The 16,590-nt window shown below is 32.7% G+C and carries 12 protein-coding genes; all 12 read right to left on the bottom strand.

All coding sequences use genetic code 11. The annotated features are described in order from the left end of the window. Window positions 1-23: 23 nt before the first annotated feature. A complete protein-coding gene (locus Q1A73_RS18440; protein ID WP_299608479.1) occupies window positions 24-6,578 on the bottom strand; it encodes an MG2 domain-containing protein in 6,555 nt (2,184 codons plus the stop codon). 159 nt (window positions 6,579-6,737) lie between these two features. Next, window positions 6,738-7,172 (bottom strand): cupin domain-containing protein, encoded by a 435-nt coding sequence (locus Q1A73_RS18435; protein ID WP_299608477.1) that lies wholly within the window; start codon window positions 7,170-7,172, stop codon window positions 6,738-6,740. Window positions 7,173-7,184: 12 nt separating this feature from the next. Beyond that, the gene (locus Q1A73_RS18430) at window positions 7,185-7,718 is read right to left on the bottom strand and encodes a cytochrome b/b6 domain-containing protein (RefSeq protein WP_299608475.1); all 534 of its coding nucleotides are present in this window, start codon (window positions 7,716-7,718) and stop codon (window positions 7,185-7,187) included. Between the two features lie 16 nt (window positions 7,719-7,734). Then, a complete protein-coding gene (locus Q1A73_RS18425; protein ID WP_299608472.1) occupies window positions 7,735-8,361 on the bottom strand; it encodes a class I SAM-dependent methyltransferase in 627 nt (208 codons plus the stop codon). A 102-nt stretch (window positions 8,362-8,463) separates the two neighbouring features. Further along, complete coding sequence (locus Q1A73_RS18420; protein ID WP_299608469.1) at window positions 8,464-9,213, bottom strand: hypothetical protein; 750 nt, start codon at window positions 9,211-9,213, stop codon at window positions 8,464-8,466. 39 nt (window positions 9,214-9,252) lie between these two features. Then, window positions 9,253-10,116, bottom strand: a complete 864-nt coding sequence (locus Q1A73_RS18415) for a class III extradiol ring-cleavage dioxygenase (protein WP_299608466.1) — start codon at window positions 10,114-10,116, stop codon at window positions 9,253-9,255. 31 nt (window positions 10,117-10,147) lie between these two features. Beyond that, window positions 10,148-11,743, bottom strand: a complete 1,596-nt coding sequence (locus tag Q1A73_RS18410) for a GMC family oxidoreductase N-terminal domain-containing protein (protein WP_299608463.1) — start codon at window positions 11,741-11,743, stop codon at window positions 10,148-10,150. Between the two features lie 124 nt (window positions 11,744-11,867). Next, window positions 11,868-12,410, bottom strand: a complete 543-nt coding sequence (locus Q1A73_RS18405; protein ID WP_299608461.1) for a hypothetical protein — start codon at window positions 12,408-12,410, stop codon at window positions 11,868-11,870. A gap of 64 nt (window positions 12,411-12,474) precedes the next feature. Further along, the gene (locus Q1A73_RS18400; RefSeq protein WP_299608459.1) at window positions 12,475-13,932 is read right to left on the bottom strand and encodes a hypothetical protein; all 1,458 of its coding nucleotides are present in this window, start codon (window positions 13,930-13,932) and stop codon (window positions 12,475-12,477) included. A 105-nt stretch (window positions 13,933-14,037) separates the two neighbouring features. Continuing rightward, window positions 14,038-14,916: a helix-turn-helix domain-containing protein gene (locus tag Q1A73_RS18395; RefSeq protein ID WP_299608456.1), complete on the bottom strand. Its 879-nt coding sequence runs from the start codon at window positions 14,914-14,916 to the stop codon at window positions 14,038-14,040. Between the two features lie 20 nt (window positions 14,917-14,936). Beyond that, complete coding sequence (locus Q1A73_RS18390) at window positions 14,937-15,839, bottom strand: hypothetical protein (protein ID WP_299608454.1); 903 nt, start codon at window positions 15,837-15,839, stop codon at window positions 14,937-14,939. 29 nt (window positions 15,840-15,868) lie between these two features. Continuing rightward, a complete protein-coding gene (locus Q1A73_RS18385) occupies window positions 15,869-16,582 on the bottom strand; it encodes a hypothetical protein (RefSeq protein WP_299608452.1) in 714 nt (237 codons plus the stop codon). Between the last annotated feature and the right edge of the window lie 8 nt (window positions 16,583-16,590).

Here is a 16,590-nt window from a genome sequence, read left to right as displayed (position 1 = left end):
AATGTATAATTAGGTGTGCGTATTTAGTGAACTTTTACCCGTACTCCTTTGGAATGGCTACTAAATTCTGGAGCGTACATACTTTGAATGGTAGTAATACCATTAGAGAAATCCCCTTTATTATTGACACGTAGATCATATTCAAACACGTGTACTCCCTTTGGTAAATAATCAAAGAAGAAATTGGTAGATGCATCTTTGGTACTTTCATAATAACCCAATCCATCCTGCCATTTGTATTTAGAGATAACATTGGTAGGTTCTAATCCAGATGCTCGCATATCTTTCATATGTACAAACTCGAAGTTGTTTTTTACATTGAGCTCTACACGCACAGTGATTAGGTTACCTATCTTAAGTTTTTCGCTACTCGTAATTCTTTTTAAAATCGTTCCTTCGGTAGTATTTTGTTTAAGAAAAAGTTCTTTTTTGATTATAATTTTATCTTCTTTTGGACCAGTAATTTTATCGAGATCTTCAAAATATTGCCAATAATATCCTCCGTACTGCGGCACAGCACTTTTGTTTTGCACCGTTATATGGTCCATTGTATTAGTGATCTCTTCTGCATTCCATTGTATTTTACTATATCCGGTACCTGCTTCAATTGTATTCATTGGGAGCAATTCAGTTTTATTTAATGTTGTTCCAAATGAAATTTCAGCGTTTTTTTCTACAGATAACCAATCACTACCTTGTAATAGTAGGGCATAAATGGCTTCTGTAGTCGCTTTAGTGGTACTCCAACTTTCTAGTTGTTTCTTTTTTAGTAACCACGTTTTTAATTCATTAATAGTATTAGTGTTACCGGTAATTTCAGAAAAAGCTTCTATTATCAATGCTTGCAATTCTATAGGAGATTGATACCAATACCAACCAGGTTTGTTTTCTTTCCAGTACATTCCGTTTTCCTTAGATATTACTGCGTTTTCTTCTAATGTTCTAATAATGTTTTTGGCGATTTTGGAGTCACCATATCTATATAGTATTAATGCTAGCATAGTTTTTTGAAATAGACTTTCTTGCATCCATTTGTTTTGCTCTTTGGGAATATGTTTCCTGTAAATACTATCGATTTTTTTGCTTATTGGATATTTTTCATTCCAAAAGCTTCGTGCATAGAAATAGTGAAGATCACTTCTGGAAAAAGCGTATGTGCTGTCGATACGTAGTTGCTGCTTATAATTTTCCACGTATTTACTGTCCAGATAAGCGATTGCTTTTTTTGCAATAACATTAGAGGTGTAGGCATGTTCTGTATCTATTTGTAGTTTTTTAAGATGTCCCAATCCAGATACAATATGTCTGGTAATATACTGATTTGTATTACCGCCACTAAACCATGGAAATCCTCCTGAAGTATCTTGCATGCCTTTTAGTTTATCCAAAATAGTTTCTTGTTTTGTGGTGATTTTGACAAGATCAAATAATTCTGCTAATCTTGTTTGTTGTTCTTTTTCATTTTTAGAATTTCTGAGCCATGGTGTTTCCTGAATCAATATGCTTTTTAACTCTTGATTCTTTTCTAGATCAGATACTAATTTTCCATTTGCTTTCCAGCGGTCAAATACTTTTTTAATTTTCGGATTGCTGTTCAAGATATGACTAGCGATCTCATTACTATAATATTTGGCAAAGGTTTGCTCTGCACATTCGTATGGATATTCCATTAGATAGGGCAATGATTTTATGGCAAACCAGGTAGGGTTGGTCGTATATTCTAAGGTGATCTGGTGGTTTTGTCTGGTAACAGAAGGTTGATCTATCATTTTAGGAAACCCAAACGTTTTTTGTTCTCCGGGACGTACCCACATAGGAATACTTTCTGTCACTAACATTCTATTGGTTAAAACTGGAATCACACTTTCTTCTCCATCACTAAATTTACCAGCTTTTGCTACAATCTTGTAGCGGATAGCTTGTACGGATTTTGGGATGTATAATTTCCAACTTACAGAAGTATTTCCTCTAGCATCTATAGCAAAGTTTTGTACAGTATTGTTATCTAGAAAAAGTGTTTTTAAATCGTTTTGAGAAACTTCATCAATTAGGGTTAGAGATGCCAGTCCTTTCATTTTCTTAATGTCCATATTAGCAATTTTAGCTGATATAGTTACAGTATCGCCTTCTCTTAGAAAACGAGGAATATTAGGAACAATGCTTAGTTGTTTTTGGGTAATTACTTCGCTTTGAATTAATTTCGTATTTAGTTGTTTGTCATAAGCAAATGCCTGAAATTTCCATCGAGTCAACGCTTCCGGAGAAGTAAAGCTAAAGCTTACGTTTCCTTTTTTATCGGTTTGTAACTGTGGAAAGAAGAAGGCCGTTTCTTTCAAGTTTTTTCTTGGTATCACTTTTTGTAATGCTTCTACACCTTTTTTAGTAGTAATGATAATAACACCGTTAACGGCTTTACTTCCATAGATGGCTTTGGCAGCACTACCTTTTAATACTTGCATATCTATAATATCCTCGGTGTTTAGCGATTGTCGACCTTTTAGAAAGGGTACTCCATCAACAACGATTAGTACTTTTTCTTTATCTTTTACAGAAGCATATCCTCGTATTTTTATAGAGGAAGAAGATCCAGCCGCCGCTGTTGCTGATGCAATTTCTACCCCTGCAACTTTTCCCATCAACGTCTGATGATATATACTGCTAATCTCTTGTGAACTTACAGTTACTACAGAAGCAGTTACACTTCTTGTTTTCCTAGTTCCATAACCTACTACAACCACTTCTTCTAACTCCGATGCATCTTCTCTCATCATTATGGAAGCTCTATTGTTATTTCCTTTGATTTCCGAAGAAATAAACCCTAGATAAGAAAATATAAGAAGATCATTTTTGTCAGCTTCAATTGTAAATAACCCATCAAAATCTGTTTGTGTTCCGCGAGTTGTTCCTTTAATCACAATATTTACTCCTGGTAATGGATGCCCGTCGGCATCTGTTACAATACCGGTGATTGTTCCTCCTGTTGCCTTTAATCGTTTACCTTTTTTAGGTTTTGTCGGTTTAGAGTGATATGAAATGGTTCTTAGATAGTTTCTATGACCTCGTTCTGGATTAGAAAAATGAAATCCAAAGGTATTGATTGAATTATAGGTGAAATTCCGTGGGCGATAATATTTTACCTGTAGGTTTTTTATCCAAATAGAAAGGTTTCTAAACGAAATCTGTGTTTGTATACTGGGAAGATTATTATAGTAATAGGGTTCTGCAATGGGTATTTTTATATCACCTTGCCACTCGTGACTAAGGAAGGTGTCCAAAGACATATCATACATGGAAGCTAGTATTTCTGCAGAAGCAGCTTTGTTGTTATTGTTTAAAATTTTAAGCTTCCAAGTCTCATTGTTGCCTGGTTCTAGTTTATTTCTGAAGGTCTCCAACTCAATGTTTAGATCCGTACTTTCATCTTGATGTGGAAAATAATGCGCAATCCTTTCAGTCCAGATGCAATTATACTTTATAAAAGAAGCTTGTATATCGATTTGATCTTTTTTTTGCTTTAAATGTATTGGTATGTTGTATTTACCATTAATAATTTCTACGACATCTTTAAAAATCACTTTATTTTTTTGATAAGCTTCTACATGAACAAATAAAGATTTTGCAGCGGTTCTTAATTCTATGTTTAGGATATTTTTAGTCTCTACTTGACTATCATTTATTTTAAAATTAAAAATTTGATTATCTGCAAGGTATTTTTCTTTTGGATTGGTGAGTGTAAATTGGTGTTCTGCAGTAATGTCATACCCAAACTCATCTTTAGTATGAAATTTAGCAACGTATTTTCCTCCTTTCCAATTTTTTATGTTGCCTAATGTTATTTTATCGTCTTTCTCGGTATTTATGGTATAAGTTTTTATAATATCCTTATCGTTATGTGTATCGAGGTCTTCGTTTTTATATGCATCGTTCGGAAACAATTTAACAAATGTATCTTTTGGAATTTGTTGAATATCTGGTGAGTTCCAAGGTCTTTTACGTAAAACTTTATTTGGATGTTTTAATTTATAAATGGATACCGTTCCTTTATAACCTATTGGATGATTGTTCAGATTTTTGATGCTTACATAAAGTGTATTATCTGTTTTATCTGATAATAAGTTCTGATTCATAAGGATATTAGCTTCTAAGCTATGGTAGCCTAGTCTAATGCCTTGCGTTTCATTTCTCGTTTCACCATTGATATCAGTAATCTCAGCATTTATGTTATAATTATATATGAGGTTAGATACTGATTTAGTTATAGAGTTGATTGAAGGAATAAAAGAGATAACAAAATTACCTTGCGAATTTGTCGTTGTACTTCCTGTGATCACAACTTCTTCTCGATCGTCGAGTAATTGATAATTTCTTTCTCTGGTAATTGTATAATTTACTTTGGTATTGGATATTGCTGCTCCTAAAAAAGCTTTAGCTACTCCTTTAATTTTCACAGAATCATTTAGGGTATAGGTTTCGGTTATTTTATCGAATGTAATTTCAAACCTAGGACGCTTATATTCCTCAACCCTAATTGTATGTTCTTCTACTTCAAAATTATACATATCCTCCCAGAACTTAGAGTCCTCTTCATAATCTTCGTCCATTTCTATAGTGAATTCTCCATTTAGTCTATTGGTAGGTAACGTAAATTCGCCATGTACAGAACCGAACTCGTTTGTTTTAAGACGTAGTTCTTTAACTTCATCATTATTGGCATCATATAATGTGACGGTTACAAATTCTCCAGCAACTGGGCTAGATTTTTTCTTATTTCGTTGTGTTAAAACTCCTTTGAAATATACTTTTTGCCCAGGTCGATAAATACTTCGATCTGTGAATATTTTGGCTTTAGCTTCTAAATCCTTTGAATAACTTCTATGATATCTTTTAGATACATATTTGGGATTAATAAATGTTTCCAGAAAAAGAGAATCATTACCTTTTGATACGAATGTATTTAGTTGATGTGATTTCTCTTCTAGGTTGATTGTTGCTTTTCCGTTTTCGTTGGTGGTAAGTTTTCTTAAAAAAGGCATTTCTTTTCTAATATCTTGTAATGATATAGAAGCATTTTCTATGGGTGATCCACTATATCTATTCACGACCTGATAACTGGTTTTTTGGTTTCCAGAGAAGGAAATTAATGCTAAAGAGCTAACTTGGATATAATTAATACCATAGATATCATTTTTGAAATCTGTACTAGGATTTTTTCTAACGATAATAAGATATTTTCCTGATGTTAATTCAGGTAAAATTACCTCGGTTGATCTTTCTATGTGATACTGATCCTTTGGTAAATTATATATCTTTTTTTTGACAGGAATGTGGTTTTTGGTAAAATCTGTGATTAAAGAATCAATATCATAGTAGCTATCCTTTATGGATTGATAAGAAAAAGGTACTTTATAAAATGAAATATGGATGCTATCGATATCTTTATATTTAATGAGAGCTCTACTTTTTTTGTTAGGTATAAGAAAATTTTCTGTGGTAATTTTTAAACTTGGATTGGTAATTAATTCTTTAAGTTTTTTTGCTTCAATTCCTGGAGGGGTATTCGGTGCTTCTTTTAGAATCTGATCACATATTTCTATAGCTTTCGTATTGTAATCTGGACGAAAATAGATATGCATATTATTTTTATAATACTTTGCTAAATCTAAGAATATCGGTATTCTAGATATTCCTGTGTATTGTGATTGTAAATTTTTTAATGCATCGAAATACAAGTTCTTTTGAGAGTTATTTTTTTGTTTAACAAATTTTAAACGATCTAAAGCTGTATGAATAAGCGATAAAGAATCTTTTCTTAGTAAGTGTATTTTTTCAATACTTTGATATAATTTCAAAGTGTTTTTTATGAATGAAAATTCATTCTCATTACCAATTTCTTTAGTGCTAAAAACGGTGGGGATACTATAATAATCGGGTAGGATAGGAGCAAGATCCTTTTTTGTATGGGAATAGTTGTTTGAATGATAAAAACCAATAGCTCTATTGGCTAAAAGATCATACAGTGTATTTCGGTATTTTTGGTCATTATCTCCAAGTTTTAAAATTTCTGAAAATACGGTGTCATTAATTATTAAAAGTTGTTCTGGTTGTTTTAGAGAGTTTTGATAGTATGTGTGTATTTGTTCGTTTAATGTGTTGATATCCCAAGTTCTATAATCTAAGGATATAATTGTGTCAGTACTAGTTCGGTTTCTGATTTTATATGCATTGCTGTCTAGATAGTTTTCTAAACTTTTAGCAAGAATAGACTCTAGAATATTTTTAGTAGGGAATTTTGTTTTCTTTATCTCAGAAAGTAACATTTCATATACATTACTTTCCGCATTTTCCTCCAATAGAAGTTTATACTTAGCTTGGTATAAAAATGATTTGATGATTTGCGATTGGTTGTCTTCTCGCTGTGCTAGTTTACGTATTAGATCAATTTCTTTGTACGCAGATCTCGTTTTGCCTTCAAGTTCTAGGTTTTCAATTTTTGCCCATAGTTTATCGTACTTATATTGAGCACTACTGCTGATTGTAAGAAAGAAAAGTAGGAAGAAGATGTAGTATAGATTTCTCATAGTAGTTAGTTTATTACTACGAAGTACATAAATCAATACAACTTATAACATCAAGAATGAGCGAATGAGGTATTTGGATTAGGGAAGTGATATATGTTAAACATTCTCTTCTTAATACATATGGAAGAAGAGAATGTTTAATATAGAATACAATATTCTTTATTCCTCATAGATATCAAATTCTGCAGAAACAGCTTTCATTAATTCTCCATCTTCGAAATCACTATCAGACATTGTAGAGAGTTTTTCTAAGTAGAGGTCGAATTGTCCATTTTTAAAAATGGTTAGCATTTTACCACCTTCTTTACAGCTAGCCGCATGCCATACGTTTGGAGGAACGGTTATGGTATCTCCAGGTTTTGCGATAACGGTCTCATCATCAAAAATTAATTCTACTTCTCCTTCTAGGATATAAAATACCTCGGTCATAATTTTATGATGATGTCTTGCCAGGTAGAAACCAGGTTTTAAGGTGTCTTCTACAAAGCATAATTCACCATTTGTTGTATCTGAAGAAAGTTTGATAAAACAGTGATCCTGAGAATAGTTATAGTTTTCTCCTTGTCCGTTTCTAATAATTTCTTTGTCTTTCATTTATGAATATTTTTAGTGAAACCAAATTCGTTTTAATGTGTTTTCTTTTTTCTGGATTAAATGGAGTATAAAACCAGCAATATGTAATAGTAATAAAAGGAACATCATTTTAGCAATGATATGATGCGATAGCATAATCGGATGAAATCCATCTGCATTGATTTCGGGTAAATCTTTCCAATTTCCTGATTGTAAAGAAGGTACTATTCCTTCCAAAACAAGTGATAGGAATCCAGATGTACACATCCAAAGAATAACCAGATAGAATCCATAATAAACACCTTTTCTTAGTTTTTCTCTGAATGATGTAGTTGGATACAAGTTCTTAGGTTTAGTATCGCTGAATAGTGCAATGATTCTGATAATTGTTAATAAAAATACCAAACTTCCCATTGAGAAATGCAATTGATATAGGAAGTATTTTTCTGCACTTACGGATAGGTGTTCCATTTTAATTCCTGTAAAGATGAGTCCAAAAATCAATACTGTAGAAACCCAATGAATCCATACGGTTCGATTGCTATATGTAGAAAGTGATGTGTCCATCGTTTTTAATTTGGGGTTATAGACTGCTTATCAAATAAACTTTACCATTATACATGGGTTGTAAATGATATGTTGGATTTTGACTTATGACATCCAAAAAGTGCTGTGTTTCTTTCATGTCTGCATTATCTACATAAACTAAAGTATCTTTATGGAAATTAGGTGCTAACATTCGGAATAGTGGTAGATAGAGATCTTTCCAACCATCTAAAACCAAAAGATCTATGGGTGTTTCATGATCTTTTAATGTTTTCATAGCATCTCCAATTTTTACGTTAATAAGGTGATCTACTTCAGCTTTTTTGAAAGTTGTGATAGCTTTTTGAGCTTTGGATTCAATTAGTTCTGTAGTTATTATAGAACCATTAGTTTCCATAACACCTAACGCTAAGTATAAGGTTGATATTCCGAAAGAGGTACCAAATTCTACAATATTTTTATAATTGTTTTTTATGATAAGTTGTGTTAGATCTTCGCCTTGCTCTTTGGAAATTGAAAGATATAGATCTTTAAAATCCTCGGGTTGTAAAGGTCTGATCACACCTTTTGAAACAGCCTTTATCATTTTGAAAAAATCACCTCTAGAATCGAGAAATAATTCATTTATTACTGAGTTTACTTTATCGTTGTTTATCGTATTCATATGAAATAATAAATTTGGTGTATGATTCTTTTTGAAACATTGTCAATGAATAAAAAATATCATAGCGTTCTTAAATTTAGGGGTAATGATTAATGTTAAATTCTATTTATAGTTAGGGTCTACATTATCATATACACGAATACCAGTTATTTTACCAGTTTCTTCATTGATATCATAGATGGAAACTCCTGCTTGGGGTTTGAAGGAAGCACTTCCCCATACGTCGCAAGTATATTCACCAGCGAAGGTTCCTTTATTATTATCAAAAATGTAATTATGGAATTTTAAAGGAACACCGCCATCGCTAAAAAAGTGATCAAAATGTTCTTTTAAACCTTGTTTGGTTTTGTGATTCCATCTCCAACCTGCAGGTTCTCGGAAATACACATCATCTTCAAAAGACAGCGTTTCCATGGTTTCTTCGGTTGATCCCACAGCAATAGACTTAAAATAGTTTACTACTTCCGTGGGTTCGGTTAATTCGATACGTTCTGATAAAATAGATGCTCTAAAAACATGTCCTTCCGTAATAGGATACACAGAATGATATGTTCGTATCGCACTGTATTTATCTCCGTCTTTTTCAAAAATTATCACTAATGGTAAATCAAAAGTATTGTTTAGCAGTATGTCGTATTCTATTACCAGATGTTTGCTGTCTTCAAATTCTTTAAAAATTTTAATCTCTTTAATTTCATCTTTTAGATAATTATGTTGTTTTTCCAGAAGTTGAAGAGCTTCATCTTTCCCATTAGAGACTCCTACACTTTGTAGGTTAAGAATTATATTATCAGAAAGTTGGGATAATATTTCGTTATATTGTTGTGTTGTTATTAATTGTATATAGTTCATGTAAGTTATATTTTAATTACTATTTTTAGATATAGGTAATTACATTTGGTGTATTAAAAAACTTCGTTCTCCAAAAGCAGGAACGGTTAGTGATTCTTCTCCTTCAAAAAAGAATGAGATTTCATCTTTCTTTTCCATAAGTCCCAGGCTATATAAAGATGGAACATAATGGTCGGGAGTTGGAGCGGCTAGAATTCCATATTTATGACTGGTAGTGTAATTTATCAATTCATTGAAATTTCTAGCTTCGATTTGTTTTTTCAACCAATCATCATATTCAGCTTCCCACCCATATAATGATGTGTCTTTTTGCATCATTTTTTGCATCCCTAACCTTATATTATGGATAAAAGCGCCACTACCAATTATTAATACTCCTTTTTTACGTAAACTCTTTAATTGTTTTCCTAATTCATAATGATAATTGGGATTGGCATTATAATTAATACTCATTTGAAAAACAGGCACATTTCCATCAGGGAATAAATGCATTAACATTGGCCATGCTCCATGATCCAAACCCCAATCGATTGTCTCTTTTGCAGAAGAGACAAGGTTGACAACTTCTTTTGCTATATCCGGTGCTCCTTTTGCATTATAAATGACATCATAATACTCTTTTGGAAATCCGTAATAATCATAAATCTGTTGTTGTGTATGAGATACGTTAACCAATGTTTGATCATTGGTACACCAATGGGCAGAAACAACCAGTGCTGCTGTTATCTCAAATGTATTTTGCAACTCCTTTCCCAAATCATAAAGAGTATTCCAAAAAACTCGTTCTTCTCTGGATTTTATAATGTCCATTGGATTTCCATGAGAAGTAAATAATACTGGCATTTTTCCTCCTTGAATTGGGAGGGAATCTGTAAATTTTTTGAAATTATTTAATGTAGACATATGAATTATATGTTAGTTTTAAATTTTGAGGTCATATGTTATTTTGGTTTTTAATAAAATCGGCGACTCTCTCTGCAATTAGGATAGTTGGCGCCATTGTATGGCCAGATATAAGATCAGGAATTGCAGAAGCATCAGCTACCCGTAAATTCTCTATTCCTCGTACTTGTAGTTTAGTATTTACAACAGCCATTGGATCATCATCTGATCCCATTTTGGCGGTACCTACAGGATGATAGATAGATTCTGCTTTGGCTCTAATGTAGTTTTCAATTTCTTCGTCTGAGGCATTGATAGGTAATGTAATTGTATCTAGATCTGTATAGGCCTTAAGTGACGCTGTTTGAAAAAACTTTAGGGCAATTTTCATACCCTTGATATATGTTTTTATATCCCTATCATCTCCCAGATAATTAGGATTCACTAGGATTGTATCTTTTGGATCCGAAGAAGCTAATCTAATAGTACCTCTACTCTTAGGTTGTACTAAACCTACATCAATATGGTATCCTGCATTTTTTGGTGGTGGGGCGCCCCATTGCATTGGAGCATTAATGTTGAACATTAACTCCATATCTGCAACAGGAAGATCTGGTGATGATTTGAAAAATGAAACACTTGTGTTTTCTGCAACGGAAAGTGGACCATATCCTGTCGTTCTCCATTCTTGCAATTGATTGGGATCTTGAGGGTTTGCTCTTAATGATACACCAACTCCATCTGGAGCGGTAACACCGATATCCGTTCGTAAGTGATCTTTAAGGTTTTTACCTACACCAGGTAAATCCTGAACAACTTCTATACCTATTTCCTTTAGATAACCGGAAGGGCCAATCCCCGATAACATGAGAATTTTTGGTGTGGCATAAGTACCTGCACAGAGGATAATTTCTTTGTTGGCCTTCACTATTTTAGTTTGACCATCTTGAAAATACTCTGCTCCAGTGGCTTTTCCGTTTTCAATAATTAACTTAGAAACGAAAGATTCTGTTTGAATAGTTAAGTTGGGACGTAATCGAGCATTATCGAGATAGTTTACTACGGTATTATGCCTTTTCCCATTTCTGTATATGCATTGCCATATGTCGAAACCTTCTAATTTTTCACCATTTAGATCATCGGTTATGCCTAATCCTACTTCTTTGGATGCTTGTTTGAAGATTTGGGTCATATATGTTCCTTCTGGCGTTCGTTCTAATTTCATTGGTCCATCGAATCCTCTATATTGTCCACTCCCATGATCACTACCTTCAATTTTTAGGTACCATTTTAATACAGTGTCCCAATCCCAACCTTCTAAATTCCAACTATTATAATTCGACGCAGTACCTCTAGACCAAGATCCAATATTTATGGAAGCGGATCCACCTAGAACTTTTCCTCGAGGTTGCATAATAGCTCTGTCGTTCAACCCTTTTTGTGGAGTTGAATTATAGCCCCAATTAGTATCAGGTGTCCACATTTGTCCCGCACCTTGGACATACCCCATGGCTTCTTTGTTATTTTCTTTTCCAGCTTCAATAAGTAGCACTGAGTTAGCTGGATTTTCTGTCAGCCTTGTGGCAATTACTGGACCAGCAGTTCCGCCGCCAACAATGATATAGTCAAATGATTTGTTTGGTTCCATGAGTTTTGTATGATTTTTATGTGTTGATAATAGTAGGTAGTTCATTCAACAATCTATAATTGCTGAATGAACTTTTAAGACCTCGCCTAGTTAAGTTAGTTGTGTAGTGGGGTTGAAGATTTAGTTAGTTTAGGGTAATTGTAAAGGAAGCTCCTGGTTGAAATTCGAATCCTTCTCCAATTTCAACTACTAAAATATTATTAGCGTCGATTCTTAGAGTTACCGAACTGTTACTAGAAGAAAATCCTTTTACGTTTTGTGCTTCGTCAAAAGTTAAATAGTATCTGTCGAATGTATCAGGTTCTAATGTTCTAAATAAAGGCCCGTAGTTTGGATCGTTAGCCCCAGCTACTAGTTCAAAAGAAATACTGTTTTGATCGATGTCAATATCATACAACCCTAGTAAGTATGCCGGGAATTCAGTAGCATCACTGACATTTGCAGTTGCTTCTAAAGAACCTGCCGGTTGCATGAAAAGATCTTCAATAGCGGTTTCGACTCCTGACGTAATGGTAGCAGATTGAAATGTGTTTGCCACTGTTACACTTACTCCTGTATTGATGGGAGGTATGGTGTTATTATCATCATCACTATCGCAAGAAATAAATAGTGAAGTTGATACTATTGTTAAAAATAGAAATAGGGTGTTTTGCTTTAATTTTTTCATAATTAAGGTTTTAAAAAGTTTACGTTTGTTTTGAAATATTTGAATAGTAAAAGGGAATCTTGGTTTAGAATTTCCCGTTTTCGTTTTTCCAATCTGATTTTGCAGGTATGGTAGTTATTACATCCCAATGCTCTACGATAAGACCATTTTCTAGTCTAAATAGATCGTAGAATGCGGTAGGATCTCCTTTACCGAATTTCCCTTCGCTAACAGCTAATACGAAATCACCTTCAGCTATAGTCATATGTACTTTATCGTATTCCATAACCAAACCGTTTTTAGCAAAGTATTCCATGGCTTCTCCAAATCCCTTTAATCCATCTGCCACTGCAGAATTGTGTTGTAAGTATTTTTCGGGATTGATATAGGAGGTTATCTTTTCATTTTGGTGATTCAGTAATACATCATTGATAAAGTTTTTTACGATAGTTTTATTAGCTGCAGTTTTATCACGATCACTAATTTCTGATGTTCCGTCTAATTGTGTTCTTCCGCTTGGGTTTGGTGGAGTAATAGGAGCTAGGTTGTCCCAATGCTCTACGATTTTACCGTTTTCGAATCTGAAGATGTCGAAACCTACTTTTGGACCAAAAAAGTCATACTCTGTATGTGTGAATACATAGTCGCCATCTTCAAAAGCTCTAACCACTTTTGCTTTAAATCCACCTTCTGGAGCATTTTTCATTAACTTACCAAAGCCTGTTAATCCATCTGCTACATCTAGATTGTGCTGGATGTATTTCTGCGGATTGATATAAGAAATTGGTGTTTGATCTCCAGTATTGAAACTGTTTAAAAGTGCTATTACTTTTTCTTTCTTACTCTTATGAAATGGTAATAATTCATAACGTCCCATGAACATACTGGATTGGTCCATTTTGGACATGAATTCTTTGGCTGTTGGATCTGCCATAAAATCATTGATCGAAGCATCCGATGCTTCTTTAGTGGTCCAATATACTGCAACAGCTTGTTTTCCTTGTTCATTAACTCCAGTGAGTCTTTGTAAAAAACCATCCCTTTTTCCTGTGAAATCTGTTTCTACTTTTTGATTTAAGGTATCGAAACTATCTATATCCGTATCTGGTTTTAGATTAAAAGTCATTACTTCTACAAACTCACTTTTATCCGCGTTAAAAGTTTTATCCATTCCATAGCGTTCCATTTTCATTGTAGAACCATTGATCATTTTAGCGTAATCTGCAACAGATGGATCACTCATAAATTTATTCATAGATGCTTCTGCATCTTTTTGACTTTCCCAAAAGACGATGACTACATACTCTCCTTTTTCATTAATTCCGCTTTGTCTTTTGATAAAACCAGGTTGTTTGCTGGTAAAGTTCGTTTCAATTTGTGCATGTCTAGTTTTAAAATCTAATGGGTCTACTGTTCCGTTAATTCCGAAAGTAGTTACTTCCATAATTGTTTTTGCTTCTTTTGACGTACCTTTTTTTTCTGAACATTGACTAAATAAAACAGCCAATAGAATTATTGAGGTAAGGTTGATTGCGTGTTTCATGTTACTGTATTTGATAATAATTAAAAGTTATCATCAAAATTAATTTACAGATACAAGAGTTAGATGGTGAATTTGATCCTAAATAGTGTCAAAATCGGAAAAATGTTAACGATGTGATTTTCTGAAGATTTCTGGTGAGGTTCTGACATGCTTTTTGAAGTATTTAAAAAAATTAGCCGGATCATCGAAACCAGATGTATATGCAATTTCTTTTATGGATTCATTAGAACCAATGAGTAGTCTTTTGATCTGGGTAATCGCGATCTCATCAATGAAAGTTTTAGCGGGTTTGTTCAGTATAGCATTGACGATATTATTGATGGTTTTTGTAGAACATCCCATCTTATCAGCATAATACATTACTTTTTTATGTTGAAAGCAATGCTCTTCTACTAATTGTTGAAAGGATAAAAACTCTGCTAAGTATTTTTTCTTTCCTAATAACTGTTCATTTTTGAATTTAGTTCTAGACAGTTTTGTAATTACCATATGCAAGGCACTACGAGTTATACTAATAGAGTACTCATCTTTTATTTTATATTCTAATTGCATTTGATTAATCAGAGTGGAAAAATCGGAAAATGTAATATCATAAGGATCTAGTTGGATTTTGGGAAAGCTAAGCAATTCATTAAATAATTGAAACGATTTAATTGCTTCTAATTTGCTAAGATGACTGATAACAAATTCTTCTGTAAAGATTAATAAAAAGCCTTTCACGTTAGGACTTTTAAAAAACTTTTGAATTTGATCTTTTCTTATTAAAAGTATCGTGCCTTTTTGATACGGATAGTCTACAAAATCAACAGTATGAAATCCTTCACCTTCTATAATAAAAAGGATGATATAGAATTTAACGAGATGATTTTTGCAAATGTCATGATCTAGTTTTCTTGTTAATAGTTCTTCGATCTGAACAATTTCAAAATAGGATTTTGGATTTGTTTTATTGTCAAATTTTATATGTTTTATGTCATCTTTCATTTTGAAATTTCAAATAAACATTATAACCATTCAGCATCAACTCCCATTTTTTTAAGGTCTGGAATTATATGTTCCTTTGCATAGCAAAGAGTTACTTTTTTCAGATTTGGAAATTTTGTGACGTCTTCAATATTTTCAATGTCCCAATAATCTTCCCATCCTTCGGCATATCGTATCAGATTTAGGTAGATATCATTACCACCATCTTGGTATATTTCAGTTACTTCTGAAGCTAATCGTTTAGGGATCGGTAAATCCCTGAAATACTGAGTTACTTCTTCAATAGGATCATACCCTTCTTCTTCGAGATCAATTTCTCTTTTGGAATACCATAGTACAAATTCAAATAGGTCAAATTTAGGTTGTATAAATTCTTTGGAATACATCAACTCTTGAACGATCGCTAGTTTGAATCCAAAATCTGTAAAGATAATTTCTTCTTCATCTAGTTTTCTAATAATGTATTTGTCTTTAGGTATTTGTTTTATACTTGTACCTTGATAGCTTTTAATTTCAATGGCTTCAATAGAACCTTGATCGGTACTAAACCAAACACTAATGTCATTTAAAACTAAAGCACCAGAAGTATCTCCTTCAAATAGCTGTACTCTTTTATTCTTATGCTCTTTGTAGTAGGAAATAGCATCTTGGTTTTCAAAAAGAAAACTACCTATGAAAAGTTGTTTAGGGCTAAAATCAAAATCTTCTTTTTGTAGTTCCAGATAGATGCTATCTATGTGTTGTTGATCTTTTGAGTATCCTAGAATACCAAGATCATCCCAAGTATAAATAGTATTGTATTTTTTTTTGTGAACCCGATATGGAACTTTTAATATTTCGTGTAAACTTTCAAAAGATATAGGGAAACTAACAGAGATATTGTTAATCAAAAAGCTATTCTCAATCAGTTTAATATTAATCATGGTATTGATTTATAAAGAAATTTAAAAACTTATAGTGGATTGTAATATTTGATCTCCCAGTTTTTATCTTGTAGATCTAAATATTGATAATGTATTTCATCCGTCTTATCAAATTCACCATCTTTATTTTTGTCTTGCACTGTTTTAATATACAGCCTGTTTTTAGAAGTAAGTATTTTCCAATTTATTAATTCCTCATAATCTGGAGTCAATTTTATAAAATCAGATCCATCAATCTTGCTAATGTACAAAGAGGTAATATCCTGATGATTTAATTTTTGATCCTTATTGGTATCTTGATCAATTACTTTATAGAGTAGATATTTTGATTTTGTTCTGTCGAAAACTTCTTTTAAAAATCTTACGGATGTTATGATTAGTGTTTTCTCGGTAAGTGGAATCATTTTTTCCGAATCTATATGTTGGAATTTTAAATTCGTAAGCTTTCCCGTTATTTCATAGTTTGAATGTCTTGATAAAACAAAATTTGTATTTTCATAATTTGATCTGAAGGAGATTTTAGATCTCGATCCATATACTTTTAGATATCCTATTGGGTGTATCAAATAATTAGTACTATCTATCTGAACTGGGAGATCGGCAGCTTCAATTAGTGTTGAGTCTTTTTTTAATTCTGTCGCTTCTTTATTTGGATCAGTATCATAGACTACTCTGGGTTTTTTATCATTTCCGCAGCTTGCAAATACTATTATCGAAAATAAAAGTAATACTGTTTTGTTCATTTTTTTAA

The sequence above is a fragment of the uncultured Aquimarina sp. genome, from assembly GCF_947492115.1.
Classification (GTDB): Bacteria; Bacteroidota; Bacteroidia; order Flavobacteriales; family Flavobacteriaceae; genus Aquimarina.
The sequence above is the reverse complement of the archived record's forward strand: the minus strand, read 5'-3'. Positions and strand labels throughout refer to the sequence as shown.